General features: G+C 69.3%; 2 protein-coding genes. Both read right to left on the reverse strand.

Annotated features, from left to right (window positions below; translation table 11 throughout):
- Window positions 1-9: 9 nt before the first annotated feature.
- Window positions 10-9,693, reverse strand: a complete 9,684-nt coding sequence (locus tag OG395_RS15295) for a non-ribosomal peptide synthetase (protein ID WP_327243433.1) — start codon at window positions 9,691-9,693, stop codon at window positions 10-12.
- Window positions 9,686-20,368, reverse strand: a complete 10,683-nt coding sequence (locus OG395_RS15300; RefSeq protein ID WP_327243434.1) for a non-ribosomal peptide synthetase — start codon at window positions 20,366-20,368, stop codon at window positions 9,686-9,688. Before OG395_RS15300 ends, OG395_RS15295 begins: the two co-directional genes overlap by 8 nt.
- Window positions 20,369-20,779: the final 411 nt, after the last annotated feature.

A 20,779-nucleotide genomic window follows, 5' to 3' on the forward strand; every position in this document is an offset into this window, starting at 1 on the left:
CCGGAGCTGTCAGAGCAGGTCGAACAGCTCCGCCGCGTCCAGTTCGCCGTCGTCGCCCTCCTCGACGCTCTGGTCGATGACCTGTGCGAGTGCCGCGACGGTCCGGTTCTTGAAGACCGTGGTGAGCATGAGCGGAATGCCCCACTTCTCCTGGACCTCGGTCGCCATGGAGGCCACGAGGAGCGAGTGGCCGCCGAGGGCGAAGAAGTCGTCGTGGATTCCCACGCGGTCCAGTTCGAGGAGGCGGGCCCAGAGCTGCGCCAGGGCCTCTTCGGTCCCGGTCCGCGGATCGACGTGGCTCTCGCCCGCCCGCGCCTGCTGCACGACGTCCGACAGCGCCGGCAGCGCCTTCCGGTCGACCTTGCCGTTGGCGGTGAGCGGGAACTCGTCCAGCTGCACGAAGTAGGCGGGCACCATGTACTCCGGGAGCCGTTCGAGGAGATGCGCCCTCAGCTCGTCCTGAGGCGCCTCCCGGCCGTCCTTCACCGTGAGGAAGGCGGTCAGCCGCTTGTCGGCGGACGTCACCTCGTGCACCACGACCAGGCAGGACCGGACGGCCGGGTGGTCTGCCAGGACGGCCTCGATCTCCTCGATCTCGATGCGGTAGCCGCGGATCTTGATCTGGTGGTCCTTGCGCCCCGCGTACTCGATGACGCCGTCCGGCCGGTACCGGGCCAGGTCGCCGGTCGCGTAGAGGCGTCCGGGGCCGAAGGGATCGGCGACGAACCGTTCGGCGGTCAGGTCGGGACGCCCCAGATAGCCGCGCGCCAGCTGGACGCCACCGATGTGAAGCTCCCCGATGACACCGTCCGGCACCGGCTCCATCGCTTCGTTCAGGATGTACAACCGCGTGTTGGCCACCGGACGGCCGATCGGGACAGTGGTCGCCCCCGCGGTGTTCCGGCACTCCCAGAAGCTGACGTCGACCGACGCCTCGGTGGGCCCGTAGAGGTTGTGCAGCCGGGTGTCCGGCAGGGCCCGGTGGAACTGCTCCTGAACCTCGGGGGGCAGGGCCTCCCCGCTGCACATCACGTGGCGTACACCCCGGCACTGCCGGGGCACGGTCTGCTGCTGCAGGAATGCCTGCAGCATCGAGGGCACGAAGTGGAGGATCCCGATCCCCTGCTGCTCGACCAGCTCGGTCAGGTAGGCGGGGTCGCGGTGCCCCTCGGGGCGGGCGAGGTGCAGGTGCGCGCCGGTGATCAGAGGCCAGAAGAACTCCCAGACCGACACGTCGAAGCTGTACGGGGTCTTCTGCAGGACGCGGTCGTACTCCCGCAGGCCGTAGGCATCCTGCATCCAGAGCAGACGGTTGCAGATGCCACGGTGCGACAGCATCGCGCCCTTGGGCCGGCCCGTGGAGCCGGAGGTGTAGATCACGTAGGCCAGGTTGTCCGGGCTCACGGCCACGTCCAGGGGATCGGGGCTCGCCGCCGACCAGGACGTGTCGCTCCCGCCGAGTTCGACCAGCCGGACTCCTCGCTCGGCCAGGAAGCCCACGCGGTCCGCGGTCCCGGGCTCCACCAGCGCCAGTTGCACCCCGGCGTCCTCGGCCATGTAGGCCAGCCGTTCGGCCGGGTGGTCCGGATCCAGCGGCACATAGGCGCCGCCGGCCTTCAGGACGGCGAGCAGACCGGTCACCAGGTCGAGGGAGCGGTGCATGCAGACGCCGACGCGCGACTCCGGACCCACGCCGAGGTCGCGCAGCGTCCGCGCCAGCCGGTTGGCACGCCGGTCCAGCGCGGCATAACTCACCTGCTGGTCCTCGTAGGACAGCGCGATGCGGTCGGGCGACCGGCGGACCTGCTCCGCGAAGAGCTCGTGGAGGCACACGGGCCGCAGGGCGTCGACGTCCCGCGTGGCGTTCCGTGCCTCCACGATCCGCGCCCGCGCCGTCTCCGGAAGCAGCGGGATGCGCCGGACGGGCGTCCGCGGTCGGGCCAGAGCCGCCTCGAGGAGGATCCGCAAGTGCTCGCCCATGCCGGCCACGGTGTCGCGTTCGAAGAGGCTGGTGCTGTACTCGAAGGTGTACTGCAGCTCGCCGTCGCGCTGCTGGATGCTGAGCCCCAGGTCGAACTTGGCGACGCCGATGCCGTCCTCCGTCACGTCGTGGATCCAGGCGGGCTGTTCCTGCGTCCCGGGCAGGTCCTCGAAGAGCTTGTCCAGGCCGGTGAACATCACCTGGAACACGGGGCTGTAGCTGAGGCTGCGCTCGGGCTTCAGCTCCTCGACGATGCGGTCGAACGGCACCTCCTGACGGCTCTGCGCCTCCAGGAGCTTCCAGCGGACCTGCGCCAGCACGTCCGAGAAGTCCGGGTCGCCCTCGAGGTCGACGCAGAGCGCCACCGTGTTGACGAGGAACCCGATGAGCGGCTCGGTCTCGACGCGGCCGCGGTTGGCGACCGGGATGCCGATCACCACCTTGTCCTGTCCGCTGTAGTGCGAGAGCAGGACGGCGAAGGCGCTCAGCAGCACCACGAAATGCGTCGTCCGGTTCTCGCCGCTCACCCTCGCGAGCTGCTCGACGAGCTCCGGCGGAAGGGAGCGGCTCAGGTTGGCGCCCCGGAAGTCCTGCACCGCCGGCCGGGGGTGGTCGGTCGGCAGCGACATCAGCGCGGGCGCGTCGGCCAGCTGCTCCTTCCAGTACCGCAGGTGCGGCCGCAGCCGTTCCTCCTCGAGCCACTGCTGCTGCCACACCGCGTAGTCGGCGTACTGGAGGGCCGGCGGGGCCGGCATCGGCGGACCGTCCGGCCCCAGAGCGTCGTAGATCCGCAGCAGTTCCTCGTTGAGGATGCCGACCGAGTAGCCGTCGAAGATCGCGTGGTGGGCGCTGAAGGCCAGGAGCGCCTCGTCGTCGGACAGGCGGACGAGCAGGGTGCGGAACAGGGGTCCATCGGCCAGGTCGAAGGTCTGCGTCCACAGGTCGCGGGTGACGGCCTTCACCGACTCGGGGCGCCGCTCAGCCGGCTGTGCGGACAGATCGGCCTCGGTGAGGACCACGGTCCCGGTCTCCGCGATGTCCTGCCACACCCGCCCCTGCCCCTCCCGGAACGTGGTCCGCAGGATCTCGTGGCGGGCGATCAGCTCCTCGAGTGCGCGCCGGAGTCTGGCCGGGTCCACCGCGACGGGGCGGTGGAGGAGCCAGCCCACGGTGTACAGGGAGCTGTCCGGGTGCAGGCGATCCATGTACCAGAGCCGCTGCTGGTCGAAGGTCGCGGAGATGGGCTCGTCGCGCGGCACCGGTACCAGGGGGACGGCGGCGTACGGCTCCCGCGCCTCCAGCAGGGTGTCCAGTTCGGCCGCGACCTGTGAGAGGGCCGGCTGCTCGAACAGGACCCGGACCGGGAGGTCGACGCCGAAGGTCCGGCGGACGCGGGCGGCAACCTTCACGGCGAGCAGCGAGTGTCCGCCCAGATCGAAGAAGTCGTCGAAGGCGCCGACGGGGCGGTGTCCCAGCACCTCCTCCCAGATCTCGGCCAACTTCGCCTCGGTGGGAGTCCGCGGGAGCGCGCTCGTCGGGAGCGTGGCCGCCGGGCCGTCCTCGGGCAGCGGGAGCGCCCGGCGGTTCAGCTTGCCGTTGCTGTTGAGAGGGAGCTCGTCGAGGAACACGAAGGCGGACGGCACCATGTAGGCGGGCAGCTGCTCCCTCAGGTGGGCCCGCAGCGTCTCCTGCGCCTCGGCGGCGTGCCGGAAGTCCTGGTCGAGCACCGCGTAGCCGACCAGACGCCTGCCCGGACCGTCCGGCTGGGCGAGCACGGCGCAGTGGTCCACCAGCGGGTGCTGCTCGAGCACCGTCTCGATCTCTCCCAGCTCGATCCGGAAGCCCCGGATCTTCACCTGGTTGTCGATGCGCTCGACGAACTCGATGCTGCCGTCGGGCAGGTACCTGACGAGGTCCCCGCTCCGGTAGAGGCGGCCGCCCGGCTCCTCGCCGAACGGGTCCGCGACGAAGTACTCGGCGGTGAGATCGGGGCGGTTCATGTAGCCCCGGGTCACGCCGGCGCCGCCGATGCAGAGTTCGCCGGGCACTCCGGCCGGGACGGGCTGCATGTACGGGTCGAGCACGTAGAGCCGCACGTTGGTGATCGGCCGGCCCATGTGGACGACGTCCAGGTGCTCGTCGGTGCGGCCCCCGGTGGCGAAGACGGTGGTCTCGGTCGGCCCGTAGACGTTGAAGAAGGTACGTCCGGGCGCCCACGTCCGGATGAGGTCCGCCGAGTACGCCTCGCCGCCGACGACCAGGGTGCGCAAGTGGGGCAGCGGGTCGTCGGTAGGCAGGGTGGCGAGCGCGCCCGGTGTGAAGTTCAGGCTCTCGATGGCCCGCTCGGCCAGGACCTTCTGGAGGTCGGTGCCGATCATCCGTACACCCGCGGCGGGGATGTGGAGCGTGCCGCCGGTCACCAGCGGCAGGAGGATCTCCCAGACGGAGAAGTCGAAGCTGGTGGACGCGACCTGCAGGACGTTCTGACGCCTGTCGAAGCACGGGTGGCGGCGGATCCACGGCACGATGTGCTGGACGCACCGGTGGGCGACCATCACGCCCTTCGGCCGTCCGGTCGACCCCGAGGTGTAGATGATGTAGGCGAGGTTCTCCGGAGTCACCGCGGTCGCGGGGGCCGTCGCCGGCCCGGAGGCGACAGCGGACCAGCCGGTGTCCAGGCAGAGGGTCTCCAGTCCTTCACCCGGCAGCCTGGACAGCAGGGAGGACTGGGTGAGCATCAGGCGCAGGCGCGCGTCCTCGACGACGTACTCCATGCGGTCGAGCGGGTACCTGGGGTCGATGGGGACGTAGGCCCCGCCTGCCTTGAGGATGCCCAGCAGGCCGATGATGCCTTCCAGGGAGCGCTCGAGACACAGTCCGACCAGGACGTCGGGCCCCACTCCGCGGTCCCGCAGCCAGTGGGCCAGCTGGTTGGCGCGGCGGTCGAGCTCGGCGTAGGTGAGCTGCCCGTCCTCGTGGACCACGGCGACCGAGTCCGGGGTGGCCCGCACCTGCGCCTCGACCAGTTCGTGCAGGAGCACGGGTTCGACGGCCGTGGTGGTCCCGGTGCTCCACTCGCCCAGCGCCCGGGCGCGCTCCGCGTCGGTGAGCAGGGTCAACCGGGCGAGGCTCTGCTGCGGCTCCGTCACCAGCGCGTGGCAGATCTGCCGCAGGTGCCCGATCATCGCCTCGACGGTCCGCCCGTCGAAGCGGCGCGTGTCGTGGAGGATGCTGACGCCTATCCGCTCGCCCACGGTGATCGCGGTGTTGATCGGGTAGTGGGTCTGCTCCTGCGAGCCGAGTGCCTCGAAGCGCAGGGCGTCGTCACGGCTCTCGCCCTCCGGGTAGTTCTCGAAGACGAAGAGGCTCTCGAAGAGGGGGACGCCGGCGGGGAGCCCGCTCCACCGCTGGACCTCGCTCAGCGGGCTGTACTCGTACTGCCGCATCCGCAGGTTCTGTTCCTGCAGGTCCTGGAGCCAGCCGAGCGCGGTGCTCTGCCCGGGCAGCCTCACGCGCAGGGGGAGCGTGTTGATGAAGAGTCCGGACATGCGCTCGACGCCCTCCACGTCGGCCGGGCGCCCGGAGACCACCGTTCCGAAGACGACGTCGTCCGTGCGGGCGTAGCGGCCGAGCAGGAGCGCCCAGCAACCCTGCAGAACGGTGTTGAGGGTGAGACGGCACCGCTGTGCGAAGTCCTGCAACGCCGTGGTCTCCTCCTCGTCGAGGAAGCCGTCGGTCCAGGCGTACGGAGCCGGCTCCCCCGGTCCGCCGTCCGGCGCATCCAGCGGCTTCCCCGTGTTCGGGGAGGTGGCCTCCTCGATGCCCTGCAGGGTCTCGCGCCAGTACTCCTCGGCCTCGCGCAGGTCCTGCCGCTGGAGCCAGGACACGTAGTCCCGGTAGGGGCGCGCGGGTGCCGGGTCCAGTCGGCGGCCCCGGCTGAGGGCGCCGTACCACTCGGCGGCCTCCTTGAGGATCAGACTCATGCTCCAGCCGTCGAGGATGGCGTGGTGGGCGCTCCAGACCAGCTCGTACCGCTGGTCGGCCGTGCGGACGAGGAGCATCCGCCACTGCGGGGCGTCGTGGGGGTCGAAACCCTGGGCGCGGTCCTCCCGCAGGTGGCTCTCCAGGCGGTCCTGCTGACCGGTGGGGCTCTCGGACCGCCAGTCCCGGGTCTCGAGGGGGACCGGGAGGTCGGCCCAGACCAGCTGGAGGGCTTCGTTCTCCGCCGTGGTCCGGAAGCCGGTCCGCAGGATCGGATGCCGTCGCATGACCTCGGCCCAGCTCTGCCGGAAGACCTCCACATCCAGTTCCTGATCGATCCGCAGCACGTTCTGCACGTGGTAGAAGCCCTCGCCGCTCGCGTACTGACTCTGGAACCACATGCCCTGCTGGGTGGGTGTCTGCGGGTAGCAGTCGTCGAGCGGACGCGCGGACCGGCTGTTCTGCCAGGCGGGCAGCGCGCGCAGTTCGCCGACGAGGCCGTCGATCTGTTGCTGCGTCAGGCCGCTCAGCGGAAAATCGGAGGGACTGTAGCCCACCGTGCCGGGCCGGGCCGCCTCGCCGACGAGCGCCCTCAGGGCGTCCAGCGTGCTCTCGGCGACCCGCCGGATCGTCTCCTCCTCATGAGCCGCCCCACTGTAGGTCCAATCCATACGGAGCTCGCCGTCCTGCACACTGCTCACGACGTCGATGAGATGAACGCGGTCGTTGGCGGGATCCACGTCGGGGCCGGCCAGGCCCGTGAAGGCGGCGAAGTTCCCGGCGAAGGACCCGTCGAACTGGCCGAGGTAGTTGAAGCTGATCTGCGCGGGTGCGGTCCCGGTCAGACCGGTCGCGACCGGCCCATGAGCAAGGAGACCGTAACCGATCCCCTGCCGAGGACGGACACGCAAAAGCTCCTTGATCCGCTTGAGCCCCTCCCCCAGACCCCCGGCCGAAGGAACCGGCAACCGCAACGGGGAAATCGTGGTGAACCAACCCGTCGTCCGGGACACATCAAGATCATCAAAAAGATCCTCACGACCGTGCCCCTCGACATCCACCCGCACATGACCATCACCGGTCCACGCACCGACCGCAGCAGCCACACCCGTCAACAACACATCATTGACCCGCGAGTTGAACACCGCCGGCACATCCCGCAACAGCGCCCGCGTCTCCCCCGCACCCAACACCGCCCGCAACACCCGACTGCCACCGACCGTGTTCCCCCCGGCCCCCCGACCGTCCAACGGCAGCTCACCGACCGCCCCCGCCTGCTCACTCCAATACGAAACCTCCCCCACCGTCGACGCACTCAGCGCCTCCTGACGCAAACGGCCCGCCCACTGCTGCCACGAACTCGACTTCGCCGGCAAAACCGGCTCCCGCCCCTGCCGCACCAGCCCAACCAAAACCTGCAGATCCTCCAGAAGAATCCGCCACGACACCACATCAACCACCAGATGGTGCGCCACCAACAACAACCGGTCCGCCCGCCCCGGCACACCCGTGAACAACACCGCACGGAACAACGGCCCATCCGACAGACTCAGCCCCGCCTGCACCCGCCCCGCAAACTCCAGCAGCCGCCCCTCCCACTCACCCGACGGACAAGACGACAGATCGTGCACCTGCCACGGCACCACCTCCGGCAACCCGGCAACCTCAGCCCGCCACCCGCCCCCCTCCCGCACAAAACGAGTCCGCAGACCGTCATGCTGCTCCAGCAGACACCCCACCACCCGCTCCCACTGCCCCGACGACAGACCCGCGTCCACCTCCGCCAACACCGACTGATTCACATGCTGCGCAGCCACGAACTCCTGCTCGAAGAACCACCGCTGAATAGGCGTCAGCTCCACACCACCCGTCACCAGACCCTGATCGGCCCGCACCACCGCAGCATCCTGCCGCTCCACAACCAAAGCCAGCTCAGCAATCGTCTGAAACTCGAACAACTGCTTCACCGTGAAGAACAACCCGCACTGCTTCGCCCGGAAAATCACCTGCAGACTCAGAATCGAGTCCCCACCCAGCGAAAAGAAATCATCGTGCACCCCCACCGGCCGACCCGTGCCCAGCACCGACTCCCAGATCCCCGCCAGCCGCTCCTCCACCTCCGACCGCGGCGCCACGAACTCCCGCCCGTCCACCGCAAAATCCATCCACGGCAACGCAGCCAACGCCCCACGATCCACCTTGCCGTTCGGACTCAACGGCAGAACCTCCAACGGAACAAACACCCCAGGCACCATGTGACCCGGCAACCGCTCACCCAGAAACGACCTCAACTCCCCCGAATCCACCGGCCCATCCGAGACGACATACGCCACCAACCGCCTCGACGCCGCCTCCCCCTGCACCAACACCGCCGCACCACGCACCACCGGATGCCCCGCCAGCGCAACCTCGATCTCACCCAACTCAATACGAAAACCACGAACCTTCACCTGGTCATCGACCCGGCCCAGGAACTCGACGTTCCCGTCGGGCAGGAAGCGCGCGCGGTCGCCGGTCCGGTAGAGCCGGCTGCCCGCCTCCTCGTCGAACGGGTTCGCGATGAACGCCTCGGCGGTCAGCTCGGGCCGCCCCAGATAGCCGCGCGCCAGACCCGCCCCACCGATGTACAGCTCACCGGCGACGCCCACCGGCTGGAGCTGGAGACGGGAGTCGAGAACGTACAGCCGCGCGCCGTCGATGGGACGGCCGATGTGGACACGTTCCAGTTCGGGCCCGAATCGGGCCACGCTCACCGCGATGGTGGCCTCCGACGGACCGTAACCGTTGAAGAACGAACGGCCGGGAGACCATGTGCGGACGAGATCGAGAGGACACGCCTCACCGCCGACGGAGACACAGCGCAGGAAGGGCAGCGATTCCTCGGGAAGCGTGGCGAGCGCCGCCGGTGTCAGGTTGATGTTCTCGACGGCCTGCTCGACGAGAAGATCGGCGAGATCGGAACCGATCATCTTCAGCCCGGCGGGCGGCAGCACCAGTGTGCCGCCCGACAGCAGCGCCGCCGTGAACTCCCACACCGAGATGTCGAAGCTCAGCGATGTTCCCTGCAGTACCCTCTGCGGTGTGTCCAGGCCATAGTTCTCGTGCTGCCACCGGGTGATGCCGCGGATGCCACGGTGGGTGATCTGCACGCCCTTCGGGCGTCCCGTGGAACCGGACGTGTAGATCACGTACGCCAGGTCGTCACAGGTCACGCCCGTCTCCAGGGGCGTGTCGGGCCACCGGTCCAGCTCCGGCCAGACATCCTCGACGCTCAGAACCAGGGCATCGGACTCGGGCAGCACCCCGGCCGCCGACCGCTCGGCCAGCACCACCCGCAGCCCCGCGTCCTCGACCATGTACGCCAGACGCTCCCGCGGATACGCCGGATCCAGCGGCACATACGCCCCGCCCGCCTTCAGGACCGCCAGCAGACCGACCACCATCTCCACCGAACGCGGCACACACAGACCGACCAGACTCCCCCGCCCGACACCACGATCCCGCAGCAGACGCGCAAGCCGGTTCGACCACCGGTCCAGACCTGCGTAACTGAGCTGGTAGTCACCGAAGGCCACGGCGATGCGGTCGGGACACCGGCGGACCTGAGCCGCGAACAGCTCGTGAAAGGGCGCCGGACGCGCGGACTGCTGCTTGATCTGCTGAAGCCTCAGACGCAGCATCGCCTGCTGCTCCGCAGTCAGGTTCTCCAGCCGAGGAAGAAGTTCACTCATGATCGTCACTCGTCTCGATAGCCGGTGAAGCACTCGGAGTCCGGGCCTGGAAATCGTTCGGCGACATTCCCTGAACCTCGGCGACGAGTTGCTCAAGGAGTTCGCGCTCTTCCGCGTTCCTGATCCCCGCCGCGTAGGCCGACAGGTCGAAGTCGGTGTCGGCCGCCGTCTGCTCGGTCGTGGAGTTGCCCTGGCGGAGGATCTGCTGCCGCTCCTCCTCCGTGAGGACGGTGATCCCGCTCAGCCTCACCTCCGGCTCCCGGGCGATCTGGGAGCAGACGCTGCGGAGATGGCCGAGCATCCGCTCGATCGCCTCCCGCTCGAAGCGCCCGGTGTCGTACTGCACGGTGACCCGGAGCCGGTCCTGCGAAACGGTCGCCACCAGGCCGATGGCATAGTCGATCCGTTCCTCGGAGCGGGTGAGTTCGATGCGCAGGGCTGCGGAGTCGTCCTTCGCCTCCGGGTAGTTCTCGAAGACGAAGAGGGTCTCGAAGAGGGGGACGCCGGCGGGGAGCCCGCTCCAGCGCTGGACCTTCCCCAGCGGGCTGTACTCGTACTGCCGCATCCGCAGGTTCTGTTCCTGCAGGTCCTGGAGCCAGCCGAGCGCGGTGCTCTGCCCCGGCAGCCCCACCCGGACGGGGAGCGTGTTGATGAAGAGACCGACGGTGCCTTCGACGCCCTCCACGTCGGCCGGGCGCCCGGAGACCACCGTTCCGAAGACCACGTCGTCGGCGCCGGTGTAGCGGCCGAGCAGGAGCGCCCAGCAACCCTGGAGGACGGTGTTGAGGGTCAGCCGGTTGGCCTTGGCCAGCGCGTGCAGCCGGCGGGTGTCCTCGGCGTCGAAGAGCACGTCGAGTTCCTCCGGGCCGCTCGCGCCGGACGGCGTCGTCCCCGTGGCCGCGTGCCGCTCGATGCTCAGCGTGGTGGCCTCCTCGACGCCGTGCAAGGTCTCACGCCAGTACTCCTCGGCCTCACGCAGGTCCTGCCGCTGGAGCCAGGACACGTAGTCCCGGTAAGGGCGCGCGGGTGCCGGGTCCAGTCGGCGGCCCCGGCTGAGGGCGCCGTACCACTCGGCCACGTCGTTCAGGATCAGGCCGAGGCTCCAGCCGTCGAGGATGGCGTGGTGGGCGCTCCAGACCAGCTCGTACCGCTGGTCGGCCGTGCGGACGAGGAGCATCCGCCACTGCGGGGCGTCGTGGGGGTCGAAACCCTGGGCGCGGTCCTCCCGCAGGTGGCTCTCCAGGCGGTCCTGCTGACCGGTGGGGCTCTCGGACCGCCAGTCCCGGGTCTCGAGGGGGACCGGGAGGTCGGCCCAGACCAGCTGGAGGGCTTCGTTCTCCGCCGTGGTCCGGAAGCCGGTCCGCAGGATCGGATGCCGTCGCATGACCTCGGCCCAGCTCTGCCGGAAGACCTCCACATCCAGTTCCTGATCGATGTGATGGATCATCTGAACGTGGTAGACGCCTTCACCCCGGGCGTACTGGCTCTGGAACCACAGTCCCTGCTGGACGGGCGTCTGGGGATAGCAGTCCTCGAGTGGACGGGAAAGGCCGCTCCCCCGCCACTCGGGCAGCGCGCGCAGTTCGCCGACGAGGCCGTCGATCTGTTGCTGCGTCAGGCCGCTCAGCGGAAGATCGGAGGGGCTGTAGCCCACCGTGCCGGGCCGGGCCGCCTCGCCGACGAGCGCCCTCAGGGCGTCCAGCGTGTGCTCGGCGACCCGCCGGATCGTCTCCTCCTCATGAGCCGCCCCACTGTAGGTCCACTCCATACGGAGCTCGCCGTCCTGCACACTGCTCACGACGTCGATCAGGTACGGGCGCCGGTTGGCAGGGTCCCAGTCGGGACCGGCCAGGCCGGAGGACGTGGCGAAGCCGCTTGCGAAAGTCCCGTCGAACTGGCCGAGGTAGTTGAAGCTGATCTGCGCGGGTGCGGTCCCGGTCAGACCGGTCGCGACCGGCCCATGAGCAAGGAGACCGTAACCGATCCCCTGCCGAGGACGGACACGCAAAAGCTCCTTGATCCGCTTGAGCCCCTCCCCCAGACCCCCGGCCGAAGGAACCGGCAACCGCAACGGGGAAATCGTGGTGAACCAACCCGTCGTCCGGGACACATCAAGATCATCAAAAAGATCCTCACGACCGTGCCCCTCGACATCCACCCGCACATGACCATCACCGGTCCACGCACCGACCGCAGCAGCCACACCCGTCAACAACACATCATTGACCCGCGAGCTGAACACCGCCGGCACATCCCGCAACAGCGCCCGCGTCTCCCCCGCACCCAACACCGCCCGCAACACCCGACTGCCACCGACCGTGTTCCCCCCGGCCCCCCGACCGTCCAACGGCAGCTCACCGACCGCCCCCGCCTGCTCACTCCAATACGAAACCTCCCCCACCGTCGACGCACTCAGCGCCTCCTGACGCAAACGGCCCGCCCACTGCTGCCACGAACTCGACTTCGCCGGCAAAACCGGCTCCCGCCCCTGCCGCACCAGCCCAACCAAAACCTGCAGATCCTCCAGAAGAATCCGCCACGACACCACATCAACCACCAGATGGTGCGCCACCAACAACAACCGGTCCGCCCGCCCCGGCACACCCGTGAACAACACAGCACGGAACAACGGCCCATCCGACAGACTCAGCCCCGCCTGCACCCGCCCCGCAAACTCCAGCAGCCGCCCCTCCCACTCACCCGACGGACAAGACGACAGATCGTGCACCTGCCACGGCACCACCTCCGGCAACCCGGCAACCTCAGCCCGCCACCCGCCCCCCTCCCGCACAAAACGAGTCCGCAGACCGTCATGCTGCTCCAGCAGACACCCCACCACCCGCTCCCACTGCCCCGACGACAGACCCGCGTCCACCTCCGCCAACACCGACTGATTCACATGCTGCGCAGCCACGAACTCCTGCTCGAAGAACCACCGCTGAACAGGCGTCAGCTCCACACCACCCGTCACCAGACCCTGATCGGCCCGCACCACCGCAGCATCCTGCCGCTCCACAACCAAAGCCAGCTCAGCAATCGTCTGAAACTCGAACAACTGCTTCACCGTGAAGAACAACCCGCACTGCTTCGCCCGGAAAATCACCTGCAGACTCAGAATCGAGTCCCCACCCAGCGAAAAGAAATCATCGTGCACCCCCACCGGCCGCCCCGTGCCCAGCACCGACTCCCAGATCCCCGCCAGCCGCTCCTCCACCTCCGACCGCGGCGCCACGAACTCCCGCCCGTCCACCGCAAAATCCATCCACGGCAACGCAGCCAACGCCCCACGATCCACCTTGCCGTTCGGACTCAACGGCAGAACCTCCAACGGAACAAACACCCCAGGCACCATGTGACCCGGCAACCGCTCACCCAGAAACGACCTCAACTCCCCCGAATCCACCGGCCCATCCGAGACGACATACGCCACCAACCGCCTCGACGCCGCCTCCCCCTGCACCAACACCGCCGCACCACGCACCACCGGATGCCCCGCCAGCGCAACCTCGATCTCACCCAACTCAATACGAAAACCACGAACCTTCACCTGGTCATCGACCCGCCCGAGTACCTGGATGTCGCCATCGCGGAGACGGCGCACCAGGTCACCGGTCCTGTAGAGCCGGCCTCCCGAGCCGAACGGATCGGCGACGAACGCCTCGGCGGTCAGCTCCGGCCGCCCCAGATAGCCGCGCGCCAGGCCCACCCCACCGATGCACAGCTCACCGGCGACGCCCACCGGGACCGGCTGCAGGGAGTCGTCCAGCACGAACACCCGGGTGTTGTCGAACGGCCGGCCGATCGGCAGTTCGGCAGGCACCTGGTCATGCGGCTCCATCCGGAAGCAGGTGGCGAAGGTCGTCGTCTCCGTGGGCCCGTAGACGTCCACCACCACCAGCTCGGGACAGGCTGCGCGTACCCGCCGCACCGCGTCCGCCGCGACCGGTTCGCCGCCGGTCCACACCTCGCGCAGACCGGCCAGGCAGCCGGGGTCGTCCTGAGCGAACAGATGGAACAGCACCGTCGTCATGAACACCGCGGTGATCCCGTGGGCCGCCACCAGCTCACGCAGCGACTCCGAGGTCACGGCCGCCCCCTGCGGGGCGGCCACCGCCCGGCCGCCGGAGAGCAGCGGGGTCCACAGCTCGTAGGTCGACGCGTCGAACGCCTGCGGTGAGTGCATGAGCACGCACTCGTGCCCCCGTACGAACCGGCTGTCCAGCGCCAGCGCCGTCACATCGGCATGGGTCACGGCCACGCCCTTCGGGCGGCCGGTCGAACCGGACGTGTACATCACGTACGCCAGGTCGTCACAGGTCACGCCCGTCTCCAGGGGCGTGTCGGGCCACCGGTCCAGCTCCGGCCAGACATCCTCGACGCTCAGAACCAGGGCATCGGACTCGGGCAGCACCCCGGCCGCCGACCGCTCGGCCAGCACCACCCGCAGCCCCGCGTCCTCGACCATGTACGCCAGACGCTCCCGCGGATACGCCGGATCCAGCGGCACATACGCCCCGCCCGCCTTCAGGACCGCCAGCAGACCGACCACCATCTCCACCGAACGCGGCACACACAGACCGACCAGACTCCCCCGCCCGACACCACGATCCCGCAGCAGACGCGCAAGCCGGTTCGACCACCGGTCCAGGTCGGCGTAGCACAGCTCCGTGTCACCGAACGTGACGGCGACCCGGTCGGGACACCGGCGCGCCTGCTCCTCGAACAGCGTCTGCAGCGAAGCCGGCCGGAGAGCACGCTCGTTGCTGGGCCCGGTCCCCTGCTCGACGATCTGCCCGAGCTCCTCGTCATCGACCATCGGGAGGCGCCGCACCCGCTGCCCGGGGTCGGCCAGCGCGGCCCGCAGGAGCACCTCGAAGTGGTCGGCCATGCGCGCGACCGTCCGTTCCTGGAACAGGTCGGTGCTGTACTCGAATCCGACGTGCATGCCCTCGGGATCGGCCTGGATCATCAGGGTGAGGTCGAAGCGGGCGACGCCGACACTCATTCCCTCGGCCATCAGGTCGTGCATCCACCGTTTCGGCTGCACCAAGGCCGAGTCGTGGTCCAGGAACGGCAGGCTCTCGTCGGCGAACATCACCTGGAATACCGGGTTGTAAGCGAGGCTGCGCGTCGGCCGGAGTGCCTCGACGAGCCGCTCGAACGGCACCTCCTGATGGGCCTGGGCGTCGAAGAGCTGCCTGCGGACCTGGAGCAGGACGCATCCGAAGCTCGGGTCGTCGCGCAGGTCCACCCGGACGGCGGCCGTGTTGACCAGGAACCCGATCATGGACTCCAGCTCGACGCGGTTCCGGTCCGCGATCGGCACGCCGATGACGACGTCGTCCTGACCGCTGTACCGGGCCAGCAGGAGCGCGTAGGCGCTGAGCATGGTGATGTAGTTCGTCACCTGGTGCTCACGGCTCACCTCGACGACCTGCCGGGTCAGCTCGGGTGACAGCTGCCGGCGCAGGAAGTCGCCCGTGAAGCTCTGCGCGTCCGGACGCGGGAAGTCGGTCGGTAGGGTGAGCAGTTCCGGAGCGCCGGAGAGCTGCTCCTTCCAGTAGTCGAGCTGGAAGGCGAGCCTGTCCTCCTCCTCCAGCCGGCTCTGCTGCCACACGGCGTAGTCGGCGTACTGCACCTGAGGAGCGGGCAGCGGGGAGGGCTCGCCCTCGGCGAGGGCACGGCAGATCTGGAGGAACTCCTGGCCGAAGAGACCGATCGAATAGCCGTCGAACACGGTGTGATGGGCGCTGAACGCGAGGACCTGCTCCGCCTCCGGCAGCCTGACGAGCCGGGCCCGCAGCAAGGGGCCTTCGACGAGGTCGAAGGGCTGGTCCCACCACCGGCGGATCTCGTCCCGCGCCCGCTGCTCGGCCTGCTCGCCGGGAAGCCCTGAGAGATCGGCCTCTTCCAGCTCGACCTGCCACGTGTCCGCGACGATCTGCCAGACCTGGCCGTCCTTCTCCGTGAGGGTGGTGCGCAGGGTCTCGTGACGGCGGATCATCTCGTCCAGGGCGTCCCGGAGCACCGGTGTCCCGAGGGAAGCCGGAAGGGGGACGAGCCAGTTGACGGTGTAGGAGGTGGTTCCGGGGCTCAGCCGGTCGATGAACCAGAGCCGCTGCTGGTCGGATCCGGCCGGCAGCGGGCCGCCTCGGGGGGTGGGGACGAGGGGACGCGGCGGCGAGGGCTGCCGCTCCTCCTGCCGGCGCCGCAACTCGCGTGCGACCTCGGCGATCGTCGGCAGGTCGAAGAAGAGGCGGACCGGCACCTCCAGCGAGAACACCTGCCGGATCCGGGCCACCAGTTGCACGGCGAGGAGCGAGTGCCCGCCCAGATCGAAGAAGTCGTCGAGGACGCCGATCGGCGAACGGGACAGGATCTGCTCCCAGATCGGGACGAGCAGTGCCTCGGTGGTGTTCCGGGCGGGCACAGAGCTCGGTCCGGCGGTGGGCGCCGGCGGGAGCAGCAGCGCACGGCGGTCGAGCTTGCCGCTGGGGGTGACGGGCAGGGCGTCGAGGGCGACGAGGCCGGACGGCACCATGTAGCCGGGGAGTCGCTCGGCCAGGTGGGCGTGGAGCCGGGGCATCACCAGGTGCTCGATCTCCGCTTTGAGCGGCTGGTTGGCGTAGTCCGACCAGCCGCTCGTTTCCCGCCCGGGCTCGGACGGGACGACGAACTCCTCCTCGTCCGGGGCCTGTTCCGCTCCGGCGCGGGTCAACAGAACGGAGTAGTCGCCGTCCGCGCCGTGGCGGCTCCAGTCGACGACCGCCCGGTAGCCGGCCTGCTCGGCGAGTTCCCTGACGTCCTCCGGGTCGATGCCTCGCAGCGGCCGGTCCTGTCCGCGCCACGCCTCGGCGGTCTCGGGTCCGGTTCCGCTCTTCAGCCAGCGGAGCGTCCGTGTCGCTTCCTCGACGCGGGCGTTCGGGACGTTGCGCAGCCGGAGCCGGTCGGGCCGGTCGCCGGCCAGCGTCTCGCGCAGCTTCGCGGGGGTGAGACGTTCCGCCGTCCAGTCGAGCTCGGGGACGCCGGCCGGCGCCGTCCGGCCGGCCCGGTCGCGGGCGGAGCCCACATGGAGCACTGCCTGGTAGCGGAACATCGACATCTCGTTGAGGCTGCGGCCGCCCTTGGGCCGGATCTCGACGCGAGAGACGCGGCCGGTGGCGGCGGCCCACTCGCGGAAGAACGCCGGGTCGAGGGTCAGTTCCTCCTCCAGCTGCACACGGCGCTGGACGCGCTGCCAGAGCTGCTGACGGGTCAGGGACTCGGGCGCGTGGTGCAACTCGACGTCGGCGTGGAATGCCTCGAGCAGCGGCAGGCTCCGGACGTCTCCGACGATGATCCGGCCACCGTCGACGACCCGGGACAGCGCTTGGTCAAGGACACGGAGCAGGTAGTGGACGTCGGGGAAGTACTGGACGACCGAGTTGACGACGACCGTGTGGACCGGTTCGAGCTCCAGGTCGTCCAGGGCGTCGGCCTCCCGCCGGTGCAGGACGACGGTCTCCCGGAGCTCCGGCCGGGAGCCGAGACGCCCGCGCACGGCGTCCAGGGCGGACGAGGAGAAGTCGGTTCCGTAGTAGCGGCGGCATCCTGCGGCGAGCGGGAAGAGCAGCAGGCCGGTCCCGCAGCCGATCTCCAGGATCGTGCAGGGACCGTAGCCGTGGATCAGCGCGACCGTGTCGTCCTGCCAGGCCAGCATCTCCTCCCGGGGGATGGGGCCGCCGGTGTAGCTGCTGTTCCAGCCCGAGAAGTCGTTTCCGTCCTCCGACTCCTTCGCCGCGTCCGGGTCGAACGCGTCGTACACCTCGCGCCAGCGGTCGATGCGCCGGCCCACCAGCGAGTCCTCGTCCTCCTGGACGGCGGAACGGGCGCGCTGCGGGTGGAGGACGACGTACGACACCAGGGAACGGTCGCCGGACGCGTCCTCCCGGACGACGGTCGCCGCGTCCTGGACGACGGGGTGCTCGCCCAGCGTGCTGTCGATCTCACCGAGTTCGATGCGGTAGCCCCGGATCTTGACCTGGGAGTCGGTGCGCCCGAGGAACTCCAGGTTCCCGTCCTCCCGCCACCGTGCCATGTCACCGGTCTGGTAGATGCGTTCACCGGGCGTGGCGCCGAAAGGCGACGGAATGTATTTGCCGGCCGTCAGCTGCGGCTCGTCCGCATATCCGGAGCTGAGACAGATGCCGCCGATGTAGAGGTCGCCCGGCACGTCCACCGGACAGGGGCGCAGGCTCTCGTCCAGGACGTAATAGCGTGCGTTCTGGATGGGCTTTCCGTACGGAATGCTCGACCAGGCGGGGTCCACCACGTCGACGGGGAAGAAGTTCGACCAGACGGTCGCCTCGGTCGCCCCGCCGAGGCCGACGACCCTGACCTCCGGGAAGGCCGCCTTCATCAGGTCCGGCGAGTGGACCGGTATCCAGTCCCCGCTCATGAAGATCAGGCGCAGGGACCGGGAGACGATCTCGTTCGCGCCCTCGCCGTCGGTGGGCAGGAAGGGCGCGAGCTGCATCAGGGCGGCGGGCGCCGAGTCCCAGAAGGTGATGGGCTCGTCGGCGAGGTGGCCCAGCAGGTTCGCCGGCTCCTGGATGTCCTCGCCCGTGGCCACCCGGATCGACCCACCGGCGGCGAGCACGCCGAAGACGTCGTAGACGGACAGGTCGAAGGTGAGTGAGGTGATGAAGAGGATGCGGTCGTCCGGGCCCACGGAGAAAGTGGTGTTGACCCATTCGATCAGGTTCACCGCCGGGAAGTGCGCGACCGCGACGCCCTTGGGCGTTCCGGTGGAGCCGGAGGTGAAGATGACGTAGGCGATGTCCTGCGCAGTGCTCTGCGGCGGAAGGTTTTCGCGGGGCAGTGCCGTGAGTCCGGCCGACGGGTGAACGGTGTACGGGCAGTGGGCGGGCACGGGCAGTTCATCGTCCGCCGGGTCCATGCACACGATGTGCGCGAGGTCCGGCAACGGGTCGGCGGACATGACGCGCGGCACCAGGGCGCGCTGGGTCAGGACGCAGGTGACCTTCAGCGAGTCGATGATCCAGTGCCACCGCTTGACGGGAGCATTGACGTCGAGGGGGACGTACGTGGCGCCGGCCTTGAGGATCCCCAGCAGGGCGGGAATCATCTCCGCGGAGCGCTCCATCAGGATCACGACCTGGTCGCCGCGTCCGATCCCGAGGCCTCTCAGCCGGTGCGCCACCTGGTTGGCCCGCTCGTTGACCTCGCGATAGGTCCAGCGCTCGTCCCGGAAGAGCAGGGCCAGGGCCTCGGGGGCCTCCGCCGCCCGCCTCTCGAACAGCTGGTGAATGCAGACGTCCTGCGCGTACGGCGTGTCCGTGTCGTTCCACTCATGGACGAGCCGGGAGTACTCGGCCGGGGTGAGGAGGGCCAGCTCCCCGAGGCGGGCGTGCGGCTTGCGCACCAGCTCGGCGAGGATCTGCCGGAGGTGTCCCGCCGCGCGTTCGACGGTCCGCGGCGCGAAGCGCCCGGTGTCGTAGTGGACGGTGAGCGTGAGGCGCTCCCCGAGGGTCGCCACGATGCTCAGCGGGTAGGCCGCGTGGCTCTCCTCCCGGACCATCCGGAAGGAGCCGGTCCCGGTTCCTGTCTCCTGGTCCTCGACCATCAGGACGCTGTCGAAGAGCGATTCGCCCGAGCCGACCCCGCTCCACTGCTGGACCAGCCGCAGGGGGCTGTACTCGTGCTCCAGGATCTCCGCGTACTTCCGCTGCAGGCCCTGCATCCATTCCGCCCAGCCTGCCGGGGCCGGAACCTCGACCCGCAGGGGAAGCGTGTTGATGAGCAGCCCGACCATGTCCTCGACACCCGGCAGGTCGGCGGACCGGCCGGGGGTGGTGACGCCCATGACCACCTCGTCGGCGCCCCGGTAACGGCTCAGGAGGAAGGCCCAGGCGCCCCGTACGATCGTGGGGAGCGTCAGGTCCCACCGCGTTCCGGCGGTGCGCAGGGCAGCCGTCTCCCGTTCGTCCAGGACCAGCGACACCTGTTCGTACACGGCGGGCGGCGCCTCCGCGGCGGCGTCCTCGCCTGCGGGGGGCCTGAGTTGGAAGGGAAGCGGGCTGACGGGCGACACCGACCGCAGCTCGTCACGCCAGAAAGCCTCGGACCGGCCGGCGTCCTGGCGTCCCCACCACTCCACGTACTCCTGGAACGGCACCACCGGCGGTTCGTCCAGGGGCTGCCGGGAGGTCAGCGCCTCGTACACCTGCTCCACTTCGCGGAGAATCCTCGTCTGGCTCCGCGAGTCCATCAGGAGGTAGTGGAGGCTCCACAGAACCCGGTACCGCGCGCCCGCCAGGTGGGCGACATGGAGCCGCCACAACGGGGCCTCGTCCAGTGAGAAGCCCTGCTCGCGGTCCTGCCGCAGCCGCGCCGTCAGCCGGTCGGACCGCTGTTCCTCGTCCAGGGAACGCCAGTCCTCGTGGACAAGGGGAACGTCCACGCTCTCACGGACCGTCTGCACCGGTTCGCCACCCGGACGATCACGGAAGCCGGTTCTCAGCGCCGCGTGCCGCTCCGTGACCCGCGCCCAGCTCAGACGGAACGCGTCGACGTCGAGATCCTGAGCGACCTCGAACTCGACCTGCGTGTGGTACAGGCCGGTCCCTTCCCCGTGGCGTGCCTGGAAGAGGATGCCCTGCTGCGTGGGTGACAACGGGTAGGAAATCTCCGCCCGCCGATCTCCGGAGAGGGCAGAGAAATGTTCGGCTGGGTCGCGAAAAGTACTCAAGGCCGCAATCCTCTGAAGTCATGAGCGATGATGCGCACTTTCGCTCCGGCCGAGCGGGAATACGGTCACCATGGACCGCCCCGAAGCCGTGCGGGCACGCTGGATCGGTCGATCTTTACGGACCCGGAAGAGGCCCGTGAATATCTCGTCAGTGACGTGCAGAAGAACCAGGGAATTCCGGTGCCGATCGGTGGGTGAAAGGCGCCCCGGCGGCGGCGCCGACCACGGGGCCGACCGTGCGAGTGCCTGGGCTCCTCGGTCCCCCAGGGGCCGCTTCGGCGACAAAACGCAGGTCACACATACCGGACCAGGTCAGGATGCCGGGACGGCCCAGAG

Source organism: Streptomyces sp. NBC_01320 (genome assembly GCF_035974375.1).
Lineage (GTDB): Bacteria > Actinomycetota > Actinomycetes > Streptomycetales > Streptomycetaceae > Streptomyces > Streptomyces yanii.

Coding starts and splice junctions, on each gene's coding strand:
- OG395_RS15295 (WP_327243433.1), bottom strand. CDS start 9,693: ATGAGTGAACTTCTTCCTCGGCTGGAGAACCTGACTGCGGAGCAGCAG.